The sequence below is a fragment of the Streptomyces sp. NPDC005263 genome (assembly GCF_042872365.1).
Taxonomy (GTDB): Bacteria; Actinomycetota; Actinomycetes; order Streptomycetales; family Streptomycetaceae; genus Streptomyces.
Genome location: NZ_JBIAKJ010000006.1, coordinates 1 through 24,334, shown reverse-complemented (window position 1 = coordinate 24,334; position 24,334 = coordinate 1). Strand labels below are relative to the sequence as shown.

Genomic DNA, 24,334 nt, shown 5'->3' with positions numbered 1-24,334 from the left:
GCGCGGGACTCCCGTCCATGATCGGAGACCTGCCCGAGCGGCGTCCCCCTACACGATCACCCGTTCAACAACTGACGTCATTTTTCTTTCCTGTTGAGGCATGGTCACGACGGGAAAGCGCCGGTGAGAATCTGTGAAGCAGGTTTCGAAGCAGAAAGGGAACGATACGTTCCCTGCATGAACGCACGGCTCGCTCTGCTCAGCACGGTGGCCCCCGGTGTCCCGGAGAGCGAGATCTTCCGGCTGGCGCTGCAGCACGCGGTGGGCGAGCTGGGCGCACTCGGCGGAACCATGCACCTGCGCGGCCCGATGTCCGCGCTGCGCCTGGTGTCGGCCGTCGGCCTCCCTCCCGGTCTCACCCGCTCCTGGGAGATCGTCGACCAGGAGGGGCCCCTCGCCCCGGCCCGCGCGCTCCATCAGGGCAGTGGCGTGTGGGTTCCGATGAGCTCCGGCGACACCGCCGCCGCGGCCCTGCCCGAGGCGGACGGCGCGGACATGACCTGGCCCGGCACCGGACTCGCCGCCCTCCCCGTGTTCAGCGGCAGACGCAGCATCGGGGCGCTGACCGTGCTGGTGGGCGAACGGGGCGAGCCCACCCCGCAGCAGTGGGACTTCCTCCGGTCCGTGGTCGCCTGGACCGAGGACCGCATCGCCCAGGCACCGCCGCCGTCCGGGCCCGCGCAGACGGAGCTGAGCGGTGAGCGCCTGCGCCGGGCCCTGAAGGAGGTCCAGGTCGGCTCGTGGGACTGGGACGTCCGCAGCGGCGAGCTGATCTGGGACGAGGCCGCGTTGGAGCTGTACGGCACCCGGCCGGCCGATTTCACCGGCAAGATCGAGAACTGGATGAGGATCGTCCACCCCGACGACCTGGCGCCCACACTGGCGGCGGCCCAGCGGGCGATCCTCGACCACACCGTGTTCGAGGCGGAGTACCGGGTACGGCGCCTGGACGGCACGTACGGCTGGACGCGGGCCCGCGGCAGGGCCACCTACGACGAGCAGGGTGAACCCCTGCGGATGATCGGCGTGGGCTGGGAGAGCAACGAGTCGCGGACCGCCCGGGACGCGCTCAGCCGGGCGCTGCGGCACATGAGCGACGGCTTCCTGGCGGTGGACGACGAGTGGCGGATCACCTTTGCCAACGTGGAGGCGGAACGTTTCCTGGGCTTCTCGGAGGAGGAGTTGTTCGGGCGCCTGCTGTGGGACCTGCCCTCCGCCCAGGAGGTCCCCGGCCTGGAGAGCCGCTGCCGGGAGGCCGCGGCCGAGGAGAAGCCCGTCGGGTTCGACGTGCACACGAAGGATTTCGGGCGGCGGTACCACCTGCGGCTGGTGCCGGGCCCCGACGGCCGCACCCTCTACTTCACCGACGTCACCGAGACGCGCCGACTGGCGGAGGAACGTGAGGCCGCCGAGCGCGCCGCGGTCGAACGGGCGGCCCGGATCGGCGAGCTGACCGCGGAGCTCGCCACGGCGACCACCTCACAGGACGTCGTGGACGTGGTCGCCCGGCGCGTGCTGCCGCCGTTCGCCGCCATGGGCCTGCTGGTCCAGGTCGTCGAGGGAGACCGGCTCCACCACGTCGGGGCCGTGGATTACCCGCACGACCTCCTCGACATCCTCGACAGTCGCCCCCGCGCGGCGGATGACCCGGCCTGGGACGCGATCGCGTCCGGCACACCGCTGTTCCTGTCCTCCGCACGGGAGTTCGTCGCGCGCTACCCCGAACTGGCCCCCCTGGTGGACCGCTCCGGCAAGCAGGCCTGGGCGTTCCTGCCCTTGACGGCATCCGGCCACACGTTCGGTGTGTGCGTCGTGACCTTCGACCGGCCGCGGCTGCTCACCGACGAGGAACGCGCGCTGCTGACCACGATCAGCGCGCTGGTGGCCCAGTCCCTGGAGCGGGCCCGCCTCTACGACGCCGAGCACACCCGGTCCCGGGAGCTCCAGCGCAGTCTGCTCCCCCAGGAGCTGCCCGACCTGCCGGCGTGCACGGCCGCCGCCCGCTACCTCCCGGCCGGGCAGGGCGCGGACGTGGGCGGCGACTGGTACGACATCATCCCGCTGTCCGGCGGGCAGGTCGCGCTGGTGGTCGGCGACGTCATGGGGCACGGCCTGCCCGAGGCGGCCACCATGGGCCGGCTGCGCACCGCCGTCCACACCCTGGCCGACCTGGAGCTTGCTCCCGGCGAGATCATGGGGCACCTCAACGACATCGTCGGCGGCATGGGCGAGTCGTCGTACGCCACGTGCCTGTACGCGCTCTACGACTCCACCACCGGGGTGTGTTCCGTGGTCCGCGCGGGGCACCCGCCGCCCGCCCTGGTCCATCCCGACGGGACCGTGCACTTCCCGGAGCCGGAGGCCGATCCGCCGCTGGGCGCCGCGGAGCCGCCGTTCGAGACGATCGAGCTCCAGGTGCCCGAGGGCAGCCTGCTGGTGCTGTACACCGACGGCCTGGTCGAGTCGGCGGCACGGGAGATCGACGAGGGCATGACGGAGCTGGCTCGGATGCTGCGCGCGGCCCAGGAGGACGGCACCGCGACGGACCTTGAACGCCTGTGCGACACACTGACGGCCGGTCTCCTGCCTCTCGACCAGCAGGCGGCGGACGACGCGGCGGTCCTCGTCGCCCGCCTGCACTCCCTGCCGTCCGACCGGATGGCTTCCTGGCCGTTGCCCGGGGAACCCAGAGCGGCCGGACAGGCTCGCCGTCATGTCCGCGAGCAACTCACCGCCTGGAACCTGGACGATCTGGCCCCCACCGCGGAGCTCCTGGTCAGCGAGCTCGTCGGCAATGTCGTGCGCCATGCCAGGGGCCCGGTCCGGCTGCGTCTGCTGTACGCCGCCGAGCTGATCTGCGAGGTCTTCGACGGCAGTCAGACGATGCCGCGCATCCGCCGGGCGACGGAGACCGACGAGGGAGGACGGGGACTGCAGCTGATCACGGCGCTCTGCGGCCGGTGGGGCGCCCGCTACACACCCACCGGAAAGTGCATCTGGACCGAACAGCCGCTGCCCGGCCCGGACGCGCCGGAACAGCGGGACGACATGCTGGACCTGATCGCCCTTCAGGCGGCCGGATTCGACGGCGACTGGGACGCGCTGCTGTGAGGGCTCACGGGTCGATCAGACCGGCCCGGATCGCGTAGCGGGTCAGCTCCAGCCGGTCGCGCATACCGAGCTTCTGCAGAAGGTTCGCGCGGTGCCGTTCGACCGTCTTGGCGCTGATGAAGAGCAGATCGCCGATCTCCTTGGAGGTGTGGCCCTCGGCGACCAGCTTGAGGATCTCCTCCTCGCGCTCGGTGATGGCCCGCTGGGGCAGGCCATCACCGCGTTGGAGACGCTCCAGGTAGGAACTGACGAGGGCCCGTTCCGCGCCCGGGTAGATGAACGGTTGGTCGCGTACGGCCGCCCGGCACGCCTCGACGAGGTCGCGGTCGGCCACGGACTTCAGGACGTAGCCGCTGGCGCCCGCCTTGAGGGCCTCGAAGAAGTACTGCTCGTTGTCGTACATCGTGAGGATGAGGATGTGCAGGCCGGGCAGTCGGCGGGAGAGTTCACGGGCCGCCTGCAGGCCGGTCATCCGGGGCATCGCGATGTCCAGGACGGCCAGATCGACGTCACCCGCGCGGGCCAGCTCGACCGCCTCCGCCCCGTCACCGGCCTCGGCCACGACCGTGAGGTCCGGCTCCCCCTCCAGGATCAGGCGCACTCCTCGGCGTACGAGCGTGTGGTCGTCGGCGAGCAGCACGCGAATGGGGGGCGCGGCCTGCGCCGGGGGCGCCATCAGTGGCCGCCGGTCGAGGCGGGGACGCACAGCCGTATGTCGGTGCCCCGTACCGGAGCGGGTTCGAGGGAGAGCGCGGCCCCGATGAGGAGGGCGCGTTCGCGCATGCCGCTGATGCCGGATCCCTCCGGTGCCCCGCCGAGGCCCTTGCCGTTGTCGCGTACGAGGAGTTCGACACCGTCGGGCACCGGCCGCAGCCGGACTTCCGCGCGGTCGGCGGCGGAATGCCGCGCGGTGTTGGTGAGGCCCTCCTGGGCCACCCGGTAGAGCACGAGTTCGGACTCCTCGGTCAGGTGGGGCAAGTCGCCGGGTATGTGGTGGCGGACCGTCAGGCCGTGTGTGGTGAACTCGGCCGCCAGCGAGCGCAGGGCGCTGGCCAGACCGAGTTCCTCGAGGACGCCGGGGCGCAGCCGACGGGCTATCCGGCGGATCTCGTCGAGGCCCGCGCGGGTGGCCTCCTGCGCCTGGCCGACCTCGTCGCGCAGTTCCTCGGGCGTTCGGTCGGCGACCCGCTTGAGCTGGAGGAGTACGGCGGTCAGGGTCTGTCCGACCTCGTCGTGGAGCTCGCGGGCGATGCGCTGCCGTTCGCGCTCCTGGGCGGACAGCGCCCGGGCCGCGCCCGCGGCACGCTCGCTCTCCAGACGGTCGAGCATGGTGTTGTACGTCGTGATCAGCGCGGCCGCCTCGGCGGGACCGGCCACCGGGGCGCGGGCTCCGGGGCGCCGCAGGTCGGCGGTGGCCATGGCCCGGCCCAGCCGTTGGAGTGGGGCGAGGCCGACGCGCAGCACGAGCGCGTTGGCGGCCAGCAGGGCCGCGAGGCCCACGACGACGGCCAGCGCCTCCTCCGGCAGGACGGGGGTCGAGACGGTCACCGGTCCCAGCAGCAGCGCGGCGGCCGCGACCAGACCGACGGCGTTGAGCGAGAAGATCCGCCAGAACAGCGACACGGCCCTGCTTCCGCCCCTTCCGTCCCCGTCGGCGTTCCCCGGTCCGTCCTCCGGTCCCTGCCCCGCCTCCGGCGTGCGCGGAGCGGCTGCCAGCAGCCTCCCAGCCCTGCGTCGGCCGCGTATATCCGTGACAACACCCATATCGCCACCGTACGGGTGGGTGACAGCATGCAGACCGGGTAGGCGTGATCACCGAGCGCCACGGGCCGCCGCCGCACCCACACTTCACACGCGCCGACGAACAAGGGGAAGAAACGTGTCTGCTCCACGCCTGAGGGCGACGCCGCTGCCGGGTATCGGGGTCCAGTACGACCTCGTCACCCGGGAACAACGCCATCTGTCGGTGGTGGCGCACCGCGACGGCGCCCGCACGGTGAGCGTGTACCGGACCGACGACCCCGACTCCTGCGCCCAGTCCCTGCGTCTGACCGGCGCCGAGGCGGGCACGCTCATCGACGCGTTGAAGCCGTCCCACCACAGTCCGAGCCTGCTCTACACGACCGACCTGGGACTGGTCGCCGAGCGCGTGGAGGTGGCGGCGGCCTCGCGGTGGAACGGCCGTGTCCTGGGCGACACGCGGATGCGGACCGAGACGGGCGCCTCCGTGGTGGCGGTGCTCCGGCGGACCGAGGCGATCCCGTCCCCCGCGCCGGACTTCCGGCTCGTCGGCGGTGACACCCTCATCGTGATCGGCACCCGTGAGGGCGTCGACGCCGCCGCGGCGATTCTCGGTCGGGAGTGAGCCGGTGCACTCAGCGGTTCTGTTGATCGAGTTCGGTTCCATCATCCTCTGCCTCGGCCTGCTCGGCCGGTTCGCCGCCCGTTTCAGCCTCTCCCCGATTCCGCTGTACCTGTTGGCCGGGCTGGCCTTCGGCGAGGGCGGTCTGTTGCCGCTCGGGGCGAGTGAGGAATTCGTCGCCACCGGTGCCGAGATCGGCGTGATCCTGCTCCTGCTGATGCTCGGGCTGGAGTACACGGCCAGTGACCTGGTCACCAACCTCAAGTCGCACTATCCGGCCGGGCTCGTGGACGGCGCGCTCAACGCGGTGCCGGGCGCGGCGGCGGCGCTGCTGCTCGGCTGGGGGCCGGTGGCCGCGGTCGTCCTGGCCGGTGTCACCTGGATCTCGTCGTCCGGGGTCATCGCGAAGGTCCTCGGCGACCTGGGGCGGGTGGGCAACCGCGAGACCCCGGTGATCCTCAGCGTCCTCGTCCTGGAGGACCTGGCGATGGCGGTCTATCTGCCGATCGTCACCGCGCTGGTGGCCGGGGCCGGGCTGCTGGCCGGCAGCCTCACCCTCGCGATCGCGCTGGGCGCGGCGGGGCTCGTGCTGTTCGTGGCCGTGCGGTACGGCCGTCTCATCTCGCGTTTCGTCTCCAGCGACGATCCGGAGAAGCTGCTCCTGGTCGTGCTGGGCCTGACCATTCTGGTCGCGGGTGTCGCACAGCAGCTCCAGGTGTCGGCCGCGGTGGGCGCGTTCCTGGTCGGCATCGCGCTGTCCGGCGAGGTCGCCGAGGGCGCGCACACCCTGCTGAGCCCCTTGCGGGACCTCTTCGCCGCCGTGTTCTTCGTCTTCTTCGGACTGCACACGGACCCGGCCAGCATCCCGCCGGTCCTGCTGCCCGCGCTCGCGCTGGCGCTGGTCACCGCCGCCACGAAGATCGCCACCGGGTACTGGGCGGCCCGGCGGGCCGGGATCTCCGTCAAGGGCCGCTGGCGGGCGGGCGGCGCGCTGGTGGCGCGCGGCGAGTTCTCGATCGTCATCGCCGGACTGGCGGTCGGCGCGGGCATCGAGCCCTCGCTGGGGCCCCTGGCCACGGCGTACGTCCTCATCCTGGTCGTCCTCGGCCCGCTCACCGCCCGCTTCACGGAACCCCTGGCTTCCCGGTGGGCCCCCCGCTTCGGCCGCGGCCCGCAGGCGCCCGAAGGCTCTTCCCTCACGGCGGGGGCGGGGGCGGGAGCGTCGGTCCGCGACTGAGCCTCGGGCCCGCCCGCCGCAGAAGCCGGCGGCACACCCCCGTCTGCCGGCACCCTCCCGGGGCGGGAAGCCCCCCGGCCTCCATTCCCGCACCCGGCTCCCCGCCCCCTGGTCAGCACCGCGTCCCGGCTGGCAGGATCGCGCGCATGTCCACAGGCTTCCCCCATATCAGCAGGCGCCGGGCCCTGCAGGGCGCTGCGGCCGGGTTCGTCGCGTTGGGGCTGCCGCTGTGGTGGCTGCTGCCCCTGGGCGAGGAGCCGCCGAGCGGGAGGATCAAGTTCAGCACGGGGACCTCGGCCGGCGTGTACGAGAAGTACGGCGAGTTGCTGAAGGACGCGCTCGGCCAGGACATGCCGGCCCTGAAGGTCCGGCTTGAGGACAGCGACGGCTCCCAGGTGAACGTCGAACGCGTGGCGACCGGGTACGCCGACTTCACCATCGCCGCGGCCGACGCGGTGGAGACGTACCAACTGGACAAGGGTGTCGGCGCCGACCAGCTGCACGGTGTGGCACGGCTGTACGACGACTACGTACAGCTCGTCGTTCCGCGTGACTCCTCCATCCGCTCGGTGGCTCAGCTGGAGGGCAAGCGCGTTGCCATAGGGCCGTCCGGCTCAGGGGTCCGGCTGATCGCCGACCGGGTGCTCAAGGCGGCGAACATCGACGCGCAGAAGGACATCACGCCGTTCCCCGACGGCATCAACACCGGCCCGGGCAGGCTGAAGCGGGGCGAGATCGACGCGTTCTTCTGGTCGAGCGGACTGCCGACCGGGGGGCTGACGACACTCGCCCAGACCTTCGCCTTCCGGTTCGTGCCGATCGGCGCCGACCTCATCACCAAGCTGCACGACCAGGGCGGAGCGAGCCGCCTCTACCGGGCCACCAACATGCCGGCGTCGGCCTATCCCTCGGTGCAGAGGGGGGCCACGGTCGCGACGATCGCGGTGTCCAACCTGCTGATGACGCGCGCGGACCTGGACCCGAGGCTCACCGAGTGGCTGACCCGGACCGTGATCAGGAGCCGGGACCGCATCGGCGAGCGAGTCCACTCCGCCCAGCTGGTCGACGTACGCACGGCGATCTACACGGATCCGTTGCCCCTGCACGACGGCGCCAAGCGCTACTACAGCTCCGTCAAGCCGTAGGAACGCGTACGCACGTGACGTACCGTCACCGTGAGCGCGGACGTACGAAAATCCCCCCGCCCGTCGCGCGTGGCGTCACCCCCACGCCGTTGCCGGCGCCACGCGGACGCCATGGACGGGCCGACGAGTACGTCGTATCCCCCTCACGTCGCCGGGCCCGACCGCGGCACCCGCACCGTGACCGTCAGCCCGTGCGGCTCGTGGTGGTCGTAGGAGATCGAGCCGCCGCCCGCCGCGAGCAGGGTCCGGGAGATGGACAGGCCGAGGCCGGAGCCCTTCACGTTCTGGTGGCGGCCGCTGCGCCAGAAGCGGTCGCCGATACGGGCGAGTTCCTCGTCGGTCAGACCTGGGCCGTGGTCGCTGACCACGACGGTGGAGGTGTCGCCGTCGGAGGCGACCGTGACCTGGACGGTCTCGTCCTCGGGCGTGAACTTCACCGCGTTGTCGATCACGGCGTCCAGCGCGCTGGAGAGCGTGACCGGGTCGGCCCAGGCGGTGGTGGGCGGGCAGTCGCCCACCAGTCGTACGCCCTTGGCCTCGGCCGTCGGTGACCAGGCGGCGACCCGCTCGGCGGTCAGCGCGCCGATGTCGGTGACCCTCAGGTCCGCCTCGGTGTGCTCGGCCAGGGCCAGGTCGAGCAGGTCGTCGAGGACCTGGGCCAAGCGCTTGCCCTCGGTCTGGACGGAGGCGATCTCCTGGTTGCCCTCCGGCAGTTCGAAGGCGAGCAGTTCGATGCGCAGCAACAGTGCCGCGAGCGGGTTGCGCAACTGGTGCGAGGCGTCGGCGACGAAGGCGCGCTGCTGCTCCAGGACGTCCTCGACGTTGTCCGCCATCTCGTTGAACGACCGGGCGAGCCTGCGCAGTTCCGGCGGCCCGCCGGCGGTCGCGACCCGGGACTTCAGGGCGCCCCTCGCGATCAAGTGGGTGGTGGTGTCCAGGACGCGCACGGGCCTGAGCACCCAGCCCGTCAGCCGGAGGGCGGCGCCGACGGCGAGCAGCATCGCGGCGATCTCGCCGGCGCCGATGATCAGCCAGCCGTGCAGGATCCGCGACCGCATCGGCCCGGTGGGCGAGTCGGTGACCACCACCGCGACGACATCGCCGTCCCGGATGACCGGCGAGGCGACGACGAGGCGGTCGCGCTGCCAGGGCCACACCTGGTGGGGGTCGTGGCTGCGCCGGCTGAGCAGCGCCTCGGCGAACGCGTCGTGCACCAGGCCCTTCTCGGGGAGGGCGAAGCCGGACGGTGCCTTCGCCATCGTGCTCGCGTTCGCGTAGAAGACGCCGGCCTGGATGCCGTAGACCTCGAAGTAGCTGGTGAGTTCGCTGCTCAGGGTCGCCTGGCGCTCGTTGGACTCGCCAGGGGTGTCGGTGACGAACTGGGCGAGCGCCGCGAAGCGTGCCGTGTCGTCGATCCGGTCGACGACCACCTTCTGCTGCTGGGCGCCCGCGACGCTGATGGCGAGGGGGACGCCGAGCGCCAGCAGCACGGCCGCCATCAGGATGATGAGCAGCGGGAGAAGACGTGTGCGCACCCGGCCCCGCTACGAGCCCGGGGCGACGAGCCGGTAGCCCACGCCTCGTACGGTCTCGATCAGGGCGGGCATGCGCAGCTTGGCACGCAGGGAGGCGACATGCACCTCCAGGGTGCGCCCGGTCCCCTCCCAACTGGTACGCCACACCTCGCTGATGATCTGCTCCCGGCGGAAGACCACTCCCGGGCGCTGGGCGAGCAGCGCGAGCAGATCGAACTCCTTGCGGGTCAGCTGGATGACCGAACCGTCCACGCTGACCTGGCGGGTGGGCAGTTCGATGTGCACCGGCCCGAGGCGCAGCACACTCTCGCCCCCGCCCGGGGTCTCCTCCTGGACGGTGCGCCGGCTGACGGCGTGGATACGGGCCAGCAGTTCGCCGGTGTCGTACGGCTTGACCACGTAGTCGTCGGCGCCGAGGTTGAGGCCGTGGATGCGGGAGCGGACGTCCGCGCGGGCGGTGACCATGATCACCGGAATGGCGGTGCGCTTGCGGATCTTGCCACACACCTCGTAGCCGTCCTGGTCGGGCAGGCCCAGGTCGAGCAGGACGACGCCGAAGCCCGCGCCCTCAGGGACGAGCGCCTGGAGGGCTTCCTCGCCACTGCGCGCATGGGTGACCTCGAAACCATGTCGCGCCAGGACCGCTGACAGTGCGGCGGCAACGTGGTTGTCGTCCTCGACGAGGAGAAGTCTCACCCGGGCTCCCTCCGGTTCATCGGACGTACCATCTGAATGTGTATGAAACGCGTGCACGCGCGCGTGCACGCCCTGTGCAGTCACGCCGATGACGAGGACGGCGTCAAGGGGGTTCCGGTCGTGCGCGCCTTCCGTTACCCGGCCGATACGCGCCCAGCTCACAAGTGCTACAACATGTGTCCGATTGCTATCGGATCGTGATGCTCAGATTCCCCTCAGATGTAATGACGCTGGTCGCGCGGGGTCACTAAGGTCCTCCGAAACCGAGGAGGACGGAGCCTTAGAGCGATGACCGAAGTATCGGTGGCCAAGGAAGATGTGGCCGCGACCGGAGAACTGGTCGTCCTGAAGAGTGTCAACAAGCACTTCGGCGCGTTGCACGTGCTCCAGGACATCGATCTCACGATCGCCCGCGGCGAGGTCGTCGTGGTGATCGGACCCTCCGGGTCCGGGAAGTCCACCCTGTGCCGCACCATCAACCGCCTGGAGACGATCGACTCCGGCACGATCGCCATCGACGGCAAGCCGCTGCCCCAGGAGGGCAAGCAGCTGGCGCGGTTGCGCGCCGACGTCGGAATGGTGTTCCAGTCCTTCAACCTGTTCGCGCACAAGACGGTGCTCGAAAACGTCATGCTGGGCCAGATCAAGGTCCGCCGGACGGACAAGAAGCAGGCCGAGGAGAAGGCGCGCGCCCTGCTCGACCGGGTAGGCGTCGCCACGCAGGCCGACAAGTACCCCGCACAGCTCTCCGGCGGCCAGCAGCAGCGCGTCGCCATCGCGCGGGCCCTGGCCATGGACCCCAAGGTCATGCTCTTCGACGAGCCCACCTCGGCGCTCGACCCGGAGATGATCAACGAGGTCCTGGAGGTCATGCAGCAGCTCGCCCGTGACGGCATGACCATGATCGTCGTCACCCACGAGATGGGGTTCGCGCGTTCGGCTGCCAACCGGGTGGTGTTCATGGCCGACGGTTGCATCGTCGAAGAGGCTGTGCCGGACCAGTTCTTCAACAACCCGCGCAGCGACCGCGCCAAGGACTTCCTCTCGAAGATCCTGCACCACTGACGGCGCACGACCGAGGTCGCACCACGGTTGTCGACCTGTGTCCCCACCCCTGACGGTCCGCACCCCTCACAGACAAAGGATGTTCTCCATGAAGCTCCGCAAGTCCGCATCCGCGGCAGTTCTCGCCGTCCTCGCCCTGACCGTCTCGGCCTGTGGCGGCGAGTCCGGCAACGCCGGCGACACGCCCGGCGAGACCGGCGGCGCGAACCAGCCGAAGCTTCCGACGTACACCGTCGCCTCGGACGTGAAGGTCGACTCCCCCACGCTGAAGAAGGCCCAGCAGGCCGGGAAGCTCGTCATCGGCGCGAAGAACGACCAGCCGTTCCTGGGCTTCGAGGACACCGACGGCAAGCGTTCCGGGTTCGACATCGAGATCGCCAAGATGGTCGCGGCCGACCTCGGGTTCAAGCCCTCGCAGATCGAGTTCAAGACGGTCGACTCCAACGTCCGTGAGACCACCATCTCCAAGGGCGAGGTCGACCTCTACGTCGGCACCTACACGATCAACGACGAGCGCAAGAAGCAGGTCGGCTTCGCGGGCCCGTACTTCAAGGCAGGCGCCGACCTGCTCGTCCGCAAGGATGAGAAGGGCATCACCGGCCCCGACTCGCTCAAGGGCAAGACCGTCTGTTCCATCAAGGGTTCGACTCCGCTCCAGGAGATCAAGAAGCCCAAGTACGGTGCCAAGACCGTCGAGCTGTCCAAGTACTCCGAGTGCGTGCAGCAGTTGCTCAACAACGAGGTCGACGCGGTGACCACCGACGACGCGATCCTCAAGGGGTACGCCGCTCAGCGTCCGACCAAGCTGAAGGTGGTCGGCAAGCCGTTCACCCAGGAGCCGTACGGAGTCGGCATGGCCAAGTCCGACAAGACCCTGCGTGACGCGGTGAACGACGCCCTCGAGGCACACGAGAAGAACGGCGACTACAAGAAGGCGTACGACGCCACGCTCGGCCTGTCCGGCTCGTCGTACACGGAGCCCCCGGCCGTCGAGCGCTACTGAGGCGCCGGTGAGGCGCAACGCCCGCCGCCGCTGACCGCGTCCTCATGATCCGTCCGTCCCGGGTGCCCGCACCCCGCGCGCCCGGGACGGCCCCTCCCTTGCCCGTACGCCGCCCACGAGGACCTACTCCGTGAACGTACTGCTCGACCATCTCGCGGAATTCCGCGAGGGGTTCATCGGCACCGTCCTGCTGACTCTCGCCAGCGGACTCCTCGCGTTGGTGCTGGGTGTCATCATCGCCGGGTTCCGCGTCTCGCCCGTTCCTCCGCTGCGGCTCCTGGGCACCGCCTGGGTCACCCTCTTCCGCAACACCCCGCTGACCCTGCTCTTCCTCGTCGCGTGGTTCGTCGTCCCGGTGATCTTCGTGCCGGGCCTCAGCCCGTGGACGAAGGCGCTGCTGGCGCTGAGCTTCTACACCTCGGCCTTCGTCTGCGAGGCCATCCGCTCGGGTATCAACACCGTGCCCGTGGGACAGGCGGAGGCGGCCCGCTCGCTGGGCATGACCTTCACGCAGACACTCCGCATGATCGTCCTGCCGCAGGCCACGCGCACCGTCATACCGCCCCTGAGTTCCATCTTCATCGCGTTGACGAAGAACTCGGCGATCGCGGGCGCCTTCAGCGTCACCGAACTGTTCGGCGTGCAGAAGCTGCTCAGCGACCAGGGCTTCGCCATCGCCTGGATCTTCCTGTGGGTGGCCCTCGGCTACCTCGTCATCACCTTCTCCATCAGTGGTCTCTTCCGGCTGCTGGAGCGCCGCCTGGGGGTCGCACGATGAGTTCGAGCGTTCTGTACGACGCGCCGGGCCCCAAGGCCCAACTGCGCAACCGCCTCTACACCGTCGTCGGTTCCCTGGCCGTGGTCGGTCTGGTCGTCTTCGCCGTGTACCGGCTGCACGCCAAGGGCCAGCTGGATCCCGACGTGTGGAACATCTTCAACAACGCCGGTGTGCGGGCCAACATCCGCGACGGCGTCCTGACCACCCTGAAGGTGTTCGCCGTCGCCGGCGCGCTGTCCCTCGTCCTCGGGCTGCTGCTCGCGGTCGCACGCGTGTCCGAACACAAGCCGGTCCGCTGGACGGCCGCCACGTTCATCGAGGTGTTCCGTGCGGTGCCCCTGCTGATCACGATCTACGCCCTGTGGGTGCTGTTCCTGACCTACAAGAGCGACCTCGGGGTCATCGGCGAGAACACCGGCTTCTGGGGCCTGGTCATCGGCCTGACCGTCTACAACGGTTCGGTGCAGGCCGAGGTCTTCCGCGCCGGATTCAACGCCGTGCCGCGCGGACAGGTGGAAGCGGCGTACGCGCTCGGGCTGCGCAAGTACCAGGTCATGACGGTGCTGTTGCTGCCGCAGGCGGTGCGCTCCATGCTGCCCACGATGATCAGCCAGCTGGTCGTCACCCTCAAGGACACCTCGCTCGGCTACATCATCCTGTACCCGGAGCTGCTGTACGCCGCGCGCACCATGGCCGGCAACATCATCGTGAACGGCGAGAACCCGTTCACGGCGGTCACCATCGTGGTCGGCGCGATCTACATCGCGATGTGCCTCGCCCTGTCCTCCCTCGCGAGCTGGCTGGAACGGCGCGGCCGCCGCACGAAGACCGGCGTCGCGGTGGCCTCGGCGGCCGAGCCCGCCGAGCAGCCGCAGGTCCTCGACGTCACCGAAGGGCCCGCCGGCCCGACCGACGGCGACCAGGCCCGCCCGGCGAAGTAGCCGCTGTGTGATCCTCCCGGTAAGGCCGGATCCGGTGTCCTGCTCGTCCCCTCGCACGGGGCAGGCAGGACACCGCCGCGTTCACCCACCGGGACACGGTCAGCCATGCCGCGTCCACCGTCGCTTGACGCAAGCACTGGCAATGGGTTGCATACGTTCTGTGATCGTGCACCCTGCTCCACCTGCCTGTTCGCCCGCCTCCCGCCAGCTGTCACCGCGAGCAGGGGGCGCCGCGCCGTGGATCCGGTGATCATCGTCGGAGCGGGGCCGGTCGGGCTCACGCTCGCCCTTGCGCTGGCGCGTCAGGACGTGCCGTCCGTCGTGCTCGACGAGGGTCCGGGCAAGGACGAACCCCGCCTCGCGCGGACCGCCGTGCTGCGCGAGGACACCGCCGCCCTCATGGAACGGCTGACCGGCAGGCGGCTCGCCGAGGCCGGCGCCCGTTGGGCCGGATGGCGGTCGCTGCGGCGCAAGCAGGTGATGCGCGAGGTCACTTTCGGCGCTCCCGGAGCCGCCCCCGACACGGAGCCTGCCGCCGACGCCGGCCCCGCCCCCCTGCACATCGCCCAGCACGTGCTGACCGGTGCGCTGCGCGCCGCGCTCGCCGGCGAACGACTCGTCAAGATCGCCGTGGAGAGCCGTCTCGACGCCGTGGAACAGGAGCCCTCGGGCGTCACCGCTCACACTCGTGGCCCCACGGGCACCTGGTGGCGCGGCAGTTACCTGATCGGCTGCGACGGCCCCCGTTCGACCGTCCGCAAGCTCCAGGACATCCGCTTTCCGGGCCGTACGGCGGTGGAACGGCACGCCGTCGCCGCGCTGCGCGCCGAACTTCCCCGGCCCGACGAGGCGTTGCTCCACCGGATGCCGCCGTGGCGTACCACCGGCCCCTCCACCAGCGAGATCACCGGCCGCCCCCTGCCCGACGGGGTGTGGCGCCTGGACTGGCTGCTGCCGCCGGGCAAGGACCTCGTCACGCCGGAACTGCTGGTGGCTCGCGTCCGGGAAACCCTGGCGGGCTGGACCGACGGTCCGACACCGCCCTACGAACTCCTCGACACCGGCGTCCACACGGTCCATCACCGGCTGGCCCGGCGGTGGCGCGTGGGCCGCGTCTTCCTCGCCGGAGACGCGGCCCACCTGCTCGGCGCGCTCGGCACACAAGGACTCGACGAAGGGCTCCGGGACGTCGACAACCTCGCCTGGAAGCTGGCGCTGGCCTGGCACCACGGGCCGCACGAGGCACTGCTCGACAGCTACCAGGCGGAACGGCGCGCGGTCGTCGCCGCCCGGCTGCGCGCCGCCGATCAGGCGCTGCCGCTGGTGCGCGGCGGCGGGGGCCTGCGCGCCTACGTTCCCGGTTCGGCCCGCGGACACGACGCACTGCTCACGGACGGTCATCTGGGGCGCGGAGTGTTGGGTGCGCCGGGGGCGTACGCCGATTCACCGCTCGCTCCTCGGCACCTTGAAGGGGAGGCGCCCGTCGACACGGAACCCGGTGCGTCCGTCACCGATGTGCAGGTCACGGCGGAGGACGGTTCCTTCGTACGGCTGAGGGACCGCCTGGGCCGCGGCGCGCTGCTCGTCGTCCTGGTCGCGCCGGGCACCGGGGTGTGGGAGCGCAAGCACTGGGTGAGCGCCGGGATCATGCCCCGGCTGGCGGCCGCGGTGTCCGCGCTGCCGCATCCCGCGGAGCTGCTGGTCGCCGAAGAGTACCCGGGTGCTGCCCCCCACACCGTCCTGCTGGTACGACCGGACGGTCACCTGACCGCGGCTCTCACCGGGGTCCGGGCGGCGGACCTGTACGCGGCGGCCGAGGCGGCGATCGGGGGCCCCGCCAAAGCCGAGGCAGGAGCGGAAGCAGGAGCGGAGACGGGAGCCAGGGCCGGGTCGCGCTGACGTACGCGAGGCATGTGCGGTGAGGCGGGCGAGGGATTCGTGGCGGGTACGCGAAGGACGGGTACGGAAGGGCGGCTTCGCGCCTGCGGTTCCGTCGGAGGGGCACGTCGTGCGGGCCGTTCCTGTGTCCCATGTCACCGGCGCGTCCACATAGTGACAATGAGTTGACCGCTCCGGACGCGCGTGGTCTACTCCGGATCATGACCGACACCTGTGTGCGCCTGTGGCGGAGGGTCCATATGGACCTCGTCCGCTATGCGGGCTGCGTGTGTCGCCCGTCCTGCTGATCTCGCATCCCTTTCCTTCCGCGCGCGCCGCTCGATGCTGCAGCGCGCTCCCACGCGAACGCTCTCAGGACGGTGCCCGTGTCCGCATCCCCGACTGTTACCGCTCTCTCCGCCCCGACGCAGGCGGAACTCCTCGACTTCGTACGACGTACGGCCGCCGACGCCGAGTTGGTCGACTCGCTGCCCCTCGACCCGGAGGGCCGCAGCTGGGTGCGGCTGGAGGGGCCCGGCGGCAGCGAGGCCTGGCTGATCGGCTGGCCGCCCGGCAGTGGCACGGGCTGGCACGACCACGCCGACTCGATCGGCGCCTTCGTGACCGCCGCCGGTGAACTCAAGGAGAACTCCCTCGCCGCCCGGCTGCCCACCGACGGCTGGAAGACCCTGGAACTCGCCGAGGACGTGGACCGCGAACGCCGGCTGCCGGTCGGCAAGGGCCGCACCTTCGGCCACCATCACGTCCACGAGGTACTCAACGAGTCCACCGAACAGCACGCGATCTCCGTCCACGCCTACTACCCGCCCCTGCCGCAGATCCGCCGCTACAGCCGCAACGGTCCGGTCCTGCGCCTGGAGCAGGTGGAGCGTCCGGAGGACTGGCAGTGACCGGGGCGGAAGCGGCGGCGAGCGGGGCCGAAGAGCCGTCGGACGAACAGCCCGTCGGTATAGACGAGTTGCTGGAGCGGGTGCGCGCGGGCTACGAACGGATCGAGGCGCCGGAGGCGCACAACGCCCTCCTTGCCGGGGATGCGCTGCTGGTGGACATCCGGTACGCGGCTCTGCGTGAGCGGGACGGGCTGATCCCCGGGGCTCTGGTCGTCGAACGCAACGAGCTGGAATGGCGCCTCGACCCGCGAGGCAGCCACCGCGCCCCCGAGGCCACGAGCCACGACCTGCGCGTCGTGATCATCTGCAACGAGGGCTACGCCTCCAGCCTGGCGGTCGCCTCCCTGCACCAGTTGGGTCTGCACCGGGCCACCGACCTGGTCGGCGGGTTCCAGGCGTGGAGGGCGGCGGGGCTTCCGGTGACGTTGTGACGCTCTGACGTCGTGACGCTCTGACGTCGTAGGGGCGTCGCCACGGAGACCCGGGTGCCGGGGCCCCGGGTGCCGGAGAGGCTGGTGGCCCAAGTGACCGGGGTCGGTGGCGGTGGCCTCGCCGCCCCGGACGACGACAACGCCCACGCCCAAACCGCCGCGGGTGCGTTCAGTGAGCCCCGCTGGCACCCTTCAGAACGCTTCGCCCCCGAGGGACTCCGTGTCCTCGCCCTCCTCCTCAAGTGCCTGCCGGACCACCCGTAGGGCCATGCCCTCGGGGTAGCCCTTGCGGGCCAGCATGCCCGCGAGGCGGCGCAGTCGCTTCTCCCGGTCGATACCACGACTGGCGCGCAGCTTGCGGGCCACGAGCTCGCGGGCGGTCTCCTCCTCCTGCTCGGAGTCGAGCTGTGTCATGGCCGCTTCGATCAGCGTGGAGTCGACGCCCTTGGTCCGCAGTTCCTGGGCGAGCGCGCGCCTGGCGAGGCCTCGGCCGTGGTGCCGGGACTCCACCCAGGCGTCCGCGAACGCGCTGTCGTTGATCAGGCCGACCTCCTCGAACCGTGACAGCACCTCCTCGGCGGCGTCGTCCGGGATCTCCCGCTTGCGCAGGGCGTCCGCCAACTGCTTCCTCGTACGCGGGGTCCCGGTGAGCAGGCGCAGGCAGATCGCCCGCGCCCGCTCGACCGGGTCCGCTGAGGGTTCCTCCTTCTCGGCCCTCGACGAGAAGGAGGAACCCCCGTCCTCACCGGACGGCTCCGCGCGGCCGCGCCGACGGCGCCCGCGTGAGCCGCCCTCGCCGCGAGCCCCGCCCCTGAGGCGTGAGCGATGGCCGGGCGAATCGGTACCCAATGCCGAGTCGCCGTCCGGCCCGTGCGCCACGCTGTCCGGCCCGTCCTCCGGCATGCCCGGCCACCGCCCACCGCGCGGCACGCCGCCCGCCTCTGAGTCGTAACGCCGGTTCATGCCGTACGACGCCGCGCCAGCGGCGGGGTCCCCGTCCCTACCGTGGGCAGGGTCGCCGCCGCTCGGTCCGGTGGAGCCCCTGCCGCCTCTTCCGCCGCGTTCCCGCGGGGCGTCCGGGTAGGAGTACTCGGCCCAGTCGGTTCGCCGTGTCACGGATCAGCTCTTGGCTGCCGCGGCCTTGGTCCTGGCCACCTTGGTCGCCGTCGGGGCGGGCGGCGTCTTCGCTGCGTCGTCCGCGGGGGCGGAGACCGCGGCGTCCGCGCCCGGCTCGGCAGTCGGCTCCTCCGGCCGCACTCCGACGCCCAACTTCTCCTTGATCTTCTTCTCGATCTCGTTGGCCAGGTCGGGGTTGTCCTTCAGGAAGTTACGCGCGTTCTCCTTGCCCTGGCCGAGCTGGTCGCCCTCGTACGTGTACCAGGCGCCGGCCTTGCGGACGAAGCCGTTCTCGACACCCATGTCGATCAGGCCGCCCTCACGGCTGATGCCCTGGCCGTAGAGGATGTCGAACTCGGCCTGCTTGAAGGGCGGTGCGACCTTGTTCTTGACGACCTTGACGCGGGTGCGGTTGCCGACCGCGTCGGTGCCGTCCTTCAGCGTCTCGATGCGACGGATGTCGAGCCGCACCGAGGCGTAGAACTTGAGCGCCCGGCCACCGGTCGTGGTCTCCGGGGAACCGAACATCACGCCGATCTTCTCGCGGAGCTGGTTGATGAAGATCGCGGTGGTCTTGGACTGGTTGAGCGCGCTGGTGATCTTCCGCAGGGCCTGGCTCATCAGGCGGGCCTGCAGACCGACGTGGCTGTCACCCATCTCTCCCTCGATCTCCGCGCGCGGGACGAGCGCGGCGACGGAGTCGATGACGATGAGGTCGAGGGCGCCGGAGCGGACCAGCATGTCCACGATCTCCAGGGCCTGTTCGCCGTTGTCCGGCTGGGACAGGATCAGGTTGTCGATGTCGACGCCGAGCTTCTGCGCGTACTCGGGGTCGAGGGCGTGCTCCGCGTCCACGAACGCGACCTGGCCGCCGGCCTTCTGCGCGTTCGCCACCGCGTGCAGAGTCAGCGTCGTCTTACCGGAGGACTCCGGTCCGTAGACCTCGATGACGCGGCCGCGCGGCAGACCGCCGACACCGAGGGCCACATCGAGCGCGGTCGACCCGGTCGGGATGACCTCGATGGGCTCCTTCGACCGATCGCCCATGCGCATGACCGCGCCCTTGCCGAATTGCCGTTCAATCTGTGCGAGTGCGGCTTCGAGGGCCTTCTCGCGGTCGGTACCTGCCATGGGTTCCACCCGATTTGCTTGAGTCGATCGCTTCACGTCAAAGACGCTAACGCCTGCCACTGACAATGCGCCCCGACGCTCGTCCGGCCTGTGGATAACTCGGGCACTTCTCCGCCCAAACCATGATGAAGTGACCACCCGAGAGGCTCGCCAGCACCCCCATAAGAACGGATGTTCGATTTTTGTGTCAAGCGCCCCACTCGTCACCGACCAGCCTCACGCGCTGCCCGGCCTCACGCAGTGGTCCGGCCGGCCTCAGGCACCCTCTCCGGAGGAGCCGTCGGCCGAGTCCTGGGCACCCCGCCGCCCCCACAGCGCACGCGCGCGCGTGAACAGCCCCTCTCCCGGCGCCCCTCTTCGATGGCCGTGCACCCGGGGGTCGTCGGTGACGGCGTACCGCTTCACATACGCCCCCAGGAACGCCTGGAGCGTGGCGACCGCCGGGATGGCGATCAGTGCCCCGACGGCGCCGAGCAGTGCGGTACCGACGATGACCGAGCCGAAGGCGACCGCGGGGTGGATGTCGACGGTCTTCGAGGTCAGCTTGGGCTGCAGCACATAGTTCTCGAACTGCTGGTAGATCACGACGAATATCAGCACCCACAGCGCGTACCAGGGATCGACGGTGAACGCGATCAGCATGGGCAGCGCGCCCGCGAGGTAGGTGCCGATGGTGGGGATGAACTGCGAGACCAGGCCCACCCAGACGGCGAGCACAGGCGCGTACGGCACGCTCAGAGCCTCCAGGAGGACGTAGTGCGCCACTCCGGAGATGAGCGCCATCAGGCCGCGCGAGTAGATGTAGCCGCCGGTCTTGTTCACGGCGATCTCCCACGCCCGCAGCACCTCGGCCTGTCGGGCGGGCGGCAGAACGGAGCAGATCGTGCGGCGCAGCCGGGGCCCGTCCGCGGCGAAGTAGAACGAGAAGAGCCCGATCGTGAGCAGCTGGAAGAGCCCGCCGAGCACCTGGCCGGACACGTCGAGGACGCCGGTGGCGCTGTTCTGGACGTAGTTGCGCAGCCAGTCGGACTTGAGCAGTCCTTCCTGGACGTCCACCCGTCTCAACTCGGTGTGGAAGTGCGTGTTGATCCAGTGGATGACCGAGTCGAGATAGTTCGGGAAATCCTCGACGATCTTGATGATCTGGCCCGCGAGCATCGAGCCGAGCAGCGTGACGAACCCGGCGGCCAGGATGAGCACGGCGAAGAACACGAGGAAGGTGGCCAGGCCCCTGCGCACGCCGCGCGCGGACATCCAGCTGACCGCGGGTTCGATGGCCAGGGCCAGGAAGAACGCGATGAGGATGTTGATCAGCAGACCGGTGAGCTGATGGAAGGCCCAACTACCCAGCTGGAACACGGCGACCAGAGTGAGGGCGAGCACCATGGCGCGCGGCAGCCAGCGAGGCATGCGGGCGTTCGGCCGGGCGCCGCCTGCGGCCGGGGGCCGGGTGGGCGGCGTCGGGTCGACCGGGGATGCCTGCTGGGTGACCTCGTCGGTCTCGTCAGTGGGTGCCACGGTGCAAGTCTCGCCCACCGGACTGACAATCGACCTCCGTCGTGCGATCTTCCCGACCGATCAGTGCCTTTCGCGCGGAACGTTCACGACCGGTCAGCGTTTTTCTCCCGGAACGTTCATGACAGTGCAGATCACACGCCACACGTCCTTGGCGTCCCAGCCGGCGTCCAGCGCCTCGTACACCGTCCGCCCGCCGAGTTCCGTCATCACGTGATCACGCGCGAAGGTGTCGGCGTAGCCCGAACCGAAATGATCCGCCATCCGCTGCCAGAAGACCGTCAACCGCATGCCTCCAGTATCCCGCCCCTGAGGGTGGGCCTGAGCCGGGTCCACGTGCCGAGACCGCTTTCCACCTTACGGTCTGACGCATGGCCGAAACAGGAGCTTCCCCACTCCCCCCGACGCCCCCGGCGCGCTCCCCGCTCGCACGCGCCGAGCACTTCGTCTGGCTCACCGCACGCGTGCTGGAACAGCGTCTCTTCGCATACCACTTCCTGAACGCGAGCGCCGACCCGGTGGAGACCGCACTGGACGCCTACCGCAACGCGGACGGCGGGTACGGCCACGGGCTGGAACCCGATCTGCGCGGCCCCGTCAGCCAGCCCCTGCACACCGGCCACGCCCTGCGGGTCCTGGATTCCGTCGGACGCTGCGGCGGACAGCGGGTGGAGCGCGTGTGCCGCTATCTGACCTCGGTGACCACACCGGAGGGCGCCCTGCCGGCGATTCATCCCAGCCAGCGTGGCTATCCGGCGGCCCCGTTCATCCCCATCCCGGACGACCCGCCGGGCGAACTCCTCGCCACCGGGCCGGTGGTGGGCCTCCTGCACCGCAACGAGGTGTGGCACGCCTGGCTGTTCCGGGCCACGGACTTCTGCTGGCAGGCCGTAGAGTCCATGCAGCGGTCCCACCCGTACGAGATCCAGGCCGCAGTGATCTTCCTGGACTCCGTTCCCGACCGCCCGCGCGCGGAGGTGGCCGCCGACCGCCTGGGTCGCCTGGTACGTGAGAACCGGCTCGTGGCGCTGGACCCGGACCGCCTCGACGCGTCCCCGGTCGCGCCGGGGTACGCCCCCGGCGAGCACCACTTCCCGCACGACTACGCGAAGACGCCGACCTCACTCGCGCGCGCATGGTTCACGGACCACGAGATGGCCCGCTCCCTGGACTTCCTGGCCGGCGAACAGCAGGAGGACGGTGGCTGGCCGATCCGCTGGCGCCAATGGGCTCCCGGTACCGCCCTGGAGGCCCGCCCCGCGGTGACGATCGAGGCGCTGCGCACCCTGCGCGCGTACGGGCGCCCCGTGGGCTGACCGAGCAGCTCATCCCCCCACGGCCCGCACTCCGGCGGTCACCACCACCGCGGCGGCGACCACCAGCAGGAAGGGGGCCCGCAGAACCAGCGCCACGGCAGCCGCCGCGACTCCGGCGGCCCGGGCGTCGATCGCCAGCTCATGCCCGTCTGCGAAGGTCTGCTGGGCCGTGAGAGCGGCCAGCAGAGCCACCGGCAGCAGCGCGGCGAGGCGCTTCACGAGAGGCCGCTCGAGGGCACCGGCAGGCACGAGCAGCCCGACGAGCTTGACGGCGTAACACCCCAGGGCGGTCACACCGATCGCGATCCAGACGCTCATCGGTCCCCTCCCCGGGCGGCCGGGCCCGTGCTCCGCCCGTGCGCCCACAGCACGACCGGCGCCGCCAGCGCGGCCACCAGAACCGGCACGCCCGCGGGCAGCACCGGCAGCAGGCCGAGCCCCAGGAGTACCGCGAGCCCGGCGACGGCACGCTCGACACCGTTCGTCAGCATGGGAGCCAGAAGCGCCAGGAACACCGCGGGACCCGCCGCGTCGAGCCCCCATGTGTCGGTGTCCCCTATGGCCTCGGCCCCCAGGGCGCCGACCAGTGTGGTGAGGTTCCACAGAACGTAGAGGCTGAGCCCTGTCACGGTGAACCCGATCCGCACGCTTCGCCGCGTGGGCTGCGCGAGCGCCACAGCCGTCGTCTCGTCGATGACCCACTGCGCGGCGAACGGCCGCACCGCGCGCGGCAGGGCCAGCAACTGCGACAACCGCAGTCCGTAGAAGGCATTGCGTACCCCCAGGAAGAACGCGCCCGCGGCGGCCGTCAGCGGATTCCCACCCGCCGCGAGCGCCCCCACCAGCGCGAACTGCGACGCTCCCGTGAACACCAGGAGGCTGAGCGCACAGGTCTGCAGGAGTGTGAGTCCGCTCCCCGCCGAGGTCACCCCGAAGGCGAACCCGGACAGCCCGACGGCCACCCCGACCCCGAGCGCGTCTCTGACGACGGCGGAGTCGGGTTTGTCCCCACCGTCACGCTTGTCCACGCGAGCTGTCTGTTCCGTCACGCACCGGACGGTAGAAAGAGCCCGCCCCTGGCGTCTTGTACGTTCTTGCGCTCACGCCGGTACGCGCCCGGAGGCACCCCCACGATCCGCGTGAAGTGCCGATTCAGATGCGACTGATCCGTGAACCCCACCGCGACGGCGGCCTCGGCCGGTGCGGACCCGGCGTCCAGCAACCGCCGCACCCGCCGTACTCGCGCATCCGTGAGCCAGGCATGCGGCGGCATCCCGTACGCCCCGCGGAACGCCCGCAACAACGCGAACGGACTGGTCCCCAGATCACCGGCCAGCCTCTCCAGTGTCGGCGGCTCCACCATCCGCTCCTCCAGCACGGCCCGCGCGCGTGCCGCGACCCGGGCCCCCGCCGTCCGCACCTTCCGCTGCGGAAGCGCCCCGCCGTTCAACCGCAGCAGCCGCGTCACGGCGACCCGCAACAGCGTGTCCGCGGCCAGCGCGTTCCCCTCCTCCGCGGCCCGCAGCACCTGATGCACCAGCTCAACGGCGTACGGATCATCCAGCACCGGCCGGACGAACCCAGGCGTCCCGCGTATCACCGTCGTCTCGGCAGCGATCTCGGCCACCACCCCCGGCGACGGGTACACGGCCCCGTACCGCCACCCCTCGGGCACCCCGGCCCGCCCCGTGTGTGCCGTATCCGGATTCACCAGCGCCAGCGTCCCGGCCCCCGCGTACTGATCGGCCCCCCGATGGTGAAAGACCTCGACCCCATCGGCGATGGCCGCGATGACGAACTGTTCATGGGTATGCCGCACGAAGGCCTTCCGTACATACCGCGCCCGCAGCAGATCCACCCCCGGCAACTCGGCGTACTGCCAGTGCCGCGCCACCTCACCCGAACCAGCCATCCGGCCATTCTCCGCCAAGCCGACAGCCACACACACGAGACGGGACGGGGACAGGTGCCCGCCCCCCTGCTCCCGGCACTCGCGCACGGCGGGAAGGGGACGGGACGGGGGTGTCCGCCCGCAGCGTCTGGCGCGTCAACACCGCTCACCACACACCCGACCGATTCCGCGCCAGACCGAGGACGGACACCCCCGTCCCGGCCCCGACCCCCACCAAACCGCATGGCGCTACAGCCACCCCCACCGAACCC

General features: G+C 70.7%; 24 protein-coding genes. 13 read left to right on the top strand and 11 right to left on the bottom strand.

The features are described from left to right. The first annotated feature begins 177 nt into the window (after positions 1-177). Positions 178-3,111, top strand: a complete 2,934-nt coding sequence (locus tag ACFYRY_RS26230; protein ID WP_389150385.1) for a SpoIIE family protein phosphatase — start codon at positions 178-180, stop codon at positions 3,109-3,111. Positions 3,112-3,115: 4 nt separating this feature from the next. Here ACFYRY_RS26230 and ACFYRY_RS26225 read toward each other — a convergent pair whose 3' ends face one another. Next, the gene (locus tag ACFYRY_RS26225; RefSeq protein WP_389150382.1) at positions 3,116-3,787 is read right to left on the bottom strand and encodes a response regulator; all 672 of its coding nucleotides are present in this window, start codon (positions 3,785-3,787) and stop codon (positions 3,116-3,118) included. After that, positions 3,787-4,734: a HAMP domain-containing sensor histidine kinase gene (locus tag ACFYRY_RS26220; RefSeq protein WP_389150379.1), complete on the bottom strand. Its 948-nt coding sequence runs from the start codon at positions 4,732-4,734 to the stop codon at positions 3,787-3,789. Before ACFYRY_RS26220 ends, ACFYRY_RS26225 begins: the two co-directional genes overlap by 1 nt. A 256-nt stretch (positions 4,735-4,990) precedes the next feature. Between ACFYRY_RS26220 and ACFYRY_RS26215 the strand changes: the two genes are divergently transcribed. The 3 genes from ACFYRY_RS26215 to ACFYRY_RS26205 all read left to right on the top strand — a co-directional run bounded on the left by ACFYRY_RS26215 (position 4,991) and on the right by ACFYRY_RS26205 (position 7,855). Continuing rightward, complete coding sequence (locus tag ACFYRY_RS26215; protein ID WP_389150376.1) at positions 4,991-5,476, top strand: cation:proton antiporter regulatory subunit; 486 nt, start codon at positions 4,991-4,993, stop codon at positions 5,474-5,476. Between the two features lie 4 nt (positions 5,477-5,480). Continuing rightward, positions 5,481-6,710, top strand: a complete 1,230-nt coding sequence (locus ACFYRY_RS26210) for a cation:proton antiporter (protein ID WP_389150373.1) — start codon at positions 5,481-5,483, stop codon at positions 6,708-6,710. 146 nt (positions 6,711-6,856) lie between these two features. Further along, the gene (locus tag ACFYRY_RS26205; RefSeq protein WP_389150370.1) at positions 6,857-7,855 is read left to right on the top strand and encodes a TAXI family TRAP transporter solute-binding subunit; all 999 of its coding nucleotides are present in this window, start codon (positions 6,857-6,859) and stop codon (positions 7,853-7,855) included. Between the two features lie 143 nt (positions 7,856-7,998). Here ACFYRY_RS26205 and ACFYRY_RS26200 read toward each other — a convergent pair whose 3' ends face one another. Together ACFYRY_RS26200 and ACFYRY_RS26195 are read right to left on the bottom strand one after the other, a co-directional pair. Beyond that, positions 7,999-9,390, bottom strand: a complete 1,392-nt coding sequence (locus ACFYRY_RS26200) for an ATP-binding protein (RefSeq protein ID WP_389150367.1) — start codon at positions 9,388-9,390, stop codon at positions 7,999-8,001. Between the two features lie 9 nt (positions 9,391-9,399). Continuing rightward, on the bottom strand, positions 9,400-10,086 hold the full coding sequence (locus ACFYRY_RS26195; RefSeq protein WP_389150364.1) for a response regulator transcription factor: 687 nt from the start codon (positions 10,084-10,086) through the stop codon (positions 9,400-9,402). A 288-nt stretch (positions 10,087-10,374) separates the two neighbouring features. Between ACFYRY_RS26195 and ACFYRY_RS26190 the strand changes: the two genes are divergently transcribed. From ACFYRY_RS26190 to ACFYRY_RS26155, 8 genes are all read left to right on the top strand, one after another. Then, positions 10,375-11,151: an amino acid ABC transporter ATP-binding protein gene (locus tag ACFYRY_RS26190; RefSeq protein ID WP_389150361.1), complete on the top strand. Its 777-nt coding sequence runs from the start codon at positions 10,375-10,377 to the stop codon at positions 11,149-11,151. Positions 11,152-11,239: 88 nt separating this feature from the next. After that, positions 11,240-12,154, top strand: coding sequence for a glutamate ABC transporter substrate-binding protein (locus ACFYRY_RS26185; RefSeq protein ID WP_389150358.1), 915 nt, complete (start codon positions 11,240-11,242; stop codon positions 12,152-12,154). A gap of 130 nt (positions 12,155-12,284) precedes the next feature. Then, positions 12,285-12,932, top strand: coding sequence for an amino acid ABC transporter permease (locus tag ACFYRY_RS26180; protein ID WP_389150355.1), 648 nt, complete (start codon positions 12,285-12,287; stop codon positions 12,930-12,932). Beyond that, complete coding sequence (locus ACFYRY_RS26175) at positions 12,929-13,873, top strand: amino acid ABC transporter permease (protein ID WP_389150352.1); 945 nt, start codon at positions 12,929-12,931, stop codon at positions 13,871-13,873. The genes ACFYRY_RS26180 and ACFYRY_RS26175 overlap by 4 nt, the downstream gene beginning before the upstream one ends. 237 nt (positions 13,874-14,110) lie before the next feature. Further along, positions 14,111-15,772 carry an FAD-dependent monooxygenase gene (locus ACFYRY_RS26170; RefSeq protein WP_389150349.1) on the top strand — a complete coding sequence of 554 codons (1,662 nt, stop codon included), beginning with the start codon at positions 14,111-14,113 and terminating at the stop codon, positions 15,770-15,772. Positions 15,773-15,903: 131 nt separating this feature from the next. Next, positions 15,904-16,059 carry a putative leader peptide gene (locus tag ACFYRY_RS26165; protein WP_389150346.1) on the top strand — a complete coding sequence of 52 codons (156 nt, stop codon included), beginning with the start codon at positions 15,904-15,906 and terminating at the stop codon, positions 16,057-16,059. Between the two features lie 78 nt (positions 16,060-16,137). Continuing rightward, entirely contained in the window at positions 16,138-16,662 is a 525-nt protein-coding gene (locus tag ACFYRY_RS26160; protein WP_389150343.1) for a cysteine dioxygenase, read from the top strand. Beyond that, entirely contained in the window at positions 16,659-17,093 is a 435-nt protein-coding gene (locus ACFYRY_RS26155) for a rhodanese-like domain-containing protein (RefSeq protein WP_389150340.1), read from the top strand. Before ACFYRY_RS26160 ends, ACFYRY_RS26155 begins: the two co-directional genes overlap by 4 nt. A gap of 192 nt (positions 17,094-17,285) precedes the next feature. On the opposite strand, the gene recX is transcribed toward ACFYRY_RS26155, so the two are convergent. The 4 genes from recX to ACFYRY_RS26135 form a co-directional block, all read right to left on the bottom strand. Further along, positions 17,286-18,209 (bottom strand): recombination regulator RecX, encoded by a 924-nt coding sequence (gene recX / locus ACFYRY_RS26150; protein WP_389150337.1) that lies wholly within the window; start codon positions 18,207-18,209, stop codon positions 17,286-17,288. A 3-nt stretch (positions 18,210-18,212) separates the two neighbouring features. Next, complete coding sequence (recA, locus tag ACFYRY_RS26145; RefSeq protein ID WP_389150334.1) at positions 18,213-19,340, bottom strand: recombinase RecA; 1,128 nt, start codon at positions 19,338-19,340, stop codon at positions 18,213-18,215. Positions 19,341-19,595: 255 nt separating this feature from the next. Continuing rightward, positions 19,596-20,858 (bottom strand): AI-2E family transporter, encoded by a 1,263-nt coding sequence (locus ACFYRY_RS26140; protein ID WP_389150332.1) that lies wholly within the window; start codon positions 20,856-20,858, stop codon positions 19,596-19,598. Between the two features lie 93 nt (positions 20,859-20,951). Beyond that, positions 20,952-21,146 (bottom strand): DUF3046 domain-containing protein, encoded by a 195-nt coding sequence (locus ACFYRY_RS26135; RefSeq protein WP_389150329.1) that lies wholly within the window; start codon positions 21,144-21,146, stop codon positions 20,952-20,954. A gap of 80 nt (positions 21,147-21,226) precedes the next feature. Between ACFYRY_RS26135 and ACFYRY_RS26130 the strand changes: the two genes are divergently transcribed. Then, positions 21,227-22,171: a hypothetical protein gene (locus ACFYRY_RS26130; RefSeq protein WP_389150326.1), complete on the top strand. Its 945-nt coding sequence runs from the start codon at positions 21,227-21,229 to the stop codon at positions 22,169-22,171. Positions 22,172-22,180: 9 nt separating this feature from the next. Here the strand turns inward: ACFYRY_RS26130 and ACFYRY_RS26125 are convergent, their stop codons facing one another. Genes ACFYRY_RS26125 through ACFYRY_RS26115 form a run of 3 tightly spaced genes read right to left on the bottom strand, consistent with a single transcriptional unit; the run spans position 22,181 to position 24,083 of the window. After that, entirely contained in the window at positions 22,181-22,489 is a 309-nt protein-coding gene (locus tag ACFYRY_RS26125) for an AzlD domain-containing protein (protein ID WP_389150323.1), read from the bottom strand. Beyond that, positions 22,486-23,220, bottom strand: coding sequence for an AzlC family ABC transporter permease (locus ACFYRY_RS26120; protein ID WP_389150320.1), 735 nt, complete (start codon positions 23,218-23,220; stop codon positions 22,486-22,488). The genes ACFYRY_RS26125 and ACFYRY_RS26120 overlap by 4 nt, the downstream gene beginning before the upstream one ends. Further along, positions 23,217-24,083: an AraC family transcriptional regulator gene (locus tag ACFYRY_RS26115; protein WP_389150317.1), complete on the bottom strand. Its 867-nt coding sequence runs from the start codon at positions 24,081-24,083 to the stop codon at positions 23,217-23,219. The genes ACFYRY_RS26120 and ACFYRY_RS26115 overlap by 4 nt, the downstream gene beginning before the upstream one ends. Positions 24,084-24,334: the final 251 nt, after the last annotated feature.

Bases quoted from the DNA above. Each gene is read 5' to 3' on its own strand.
- ACFYRY_RS26165 (WP_389150346.1), top strand. From the start codon at position 15,904: ATGTCACCGGCGCGTCCACATAGTGACAATGAGTTGACCGCTCCGGAC.
- ACFYRY_RS26175 (WP_389150352.1), top strand. From the start codon at position 12,929: ATGAGTTCGAGCGTTCTGTACGACGCGCCGGGCCCCAAGGCCCAACTG.
- ACFYRY_RS26205 (WP_389150370.1), top strand. From the start codon at position 6,857: ATGTCCACAGGCTTCCCCCATATCAGCAGGCGCCGGGCCCTGCAGGGC.
- ACFYRY_RS26185 (WP_389150358.1), top strand. From the start codon at position 11,240: ATGAAGCTCCGCAAGTCCGCATCCGCGGCAGTTCTCGCCGTCCTCGCC.
- ACFYRY_RS26230 (WP_389150385.1), top strand. From the start codon at position 178: ATGAACGCACGGCTCGCTCTGCTCAGCACGGTGGCCCCCGGTGTCCCG.
- ACFYRY_RS26115 (WP_389150317.1), bottom strand. From the start codon at position 24,083: ATGGCTGGTTCGGGTGAGGTGGCGCGGCACTGGCAGTACGCCGAGTTG.
- recA (WP_389150334.1), bottom strand. From the start codon at position 19,340: ATGGCAGGTACCGACCGCGAGAAGGCCCTCGAAGCCGCACTCGCACAG.
- ACFYRY_RS26190 (WP_389150361.1), top strand. From the start codon at position 10,375: ATGACCGAAGTATCGGTGGCCAAGGAAGATGTGGCCGCGACCGGAGAA.
- ACFYRY_RS26135 (WP_389150329.1), bottom strand. From the start codon at position 21,146: ATGCGGTTGACGGTCTTCTGGCAGCGGATGGCGGATCATTTCGGTTCG.
- ACFYRY_RS26125 (WP_389150323.1), bottom strand. From the start codon at position 22,489: ATGAGCGTCTGGATCGCGATCGGTGTGACCGCCCTGGGGTGTTACGCC.
- ACFYRY_RS26130 (WP_389150326.1), top strand. From the start codon at position 21,227: ATGGCCGAAACAGGAGCTTCCCCACTCCCCCCGACGCCCCCGGCGCGC.
- ACFYRY_RS26225 (WP_389150382.1), bottom strand. From the start codon at position 3,787: ATGGCGCCCCCGGCGCAGGCCGCGCCCCCCATTCGCGTGCTGCTCGCC.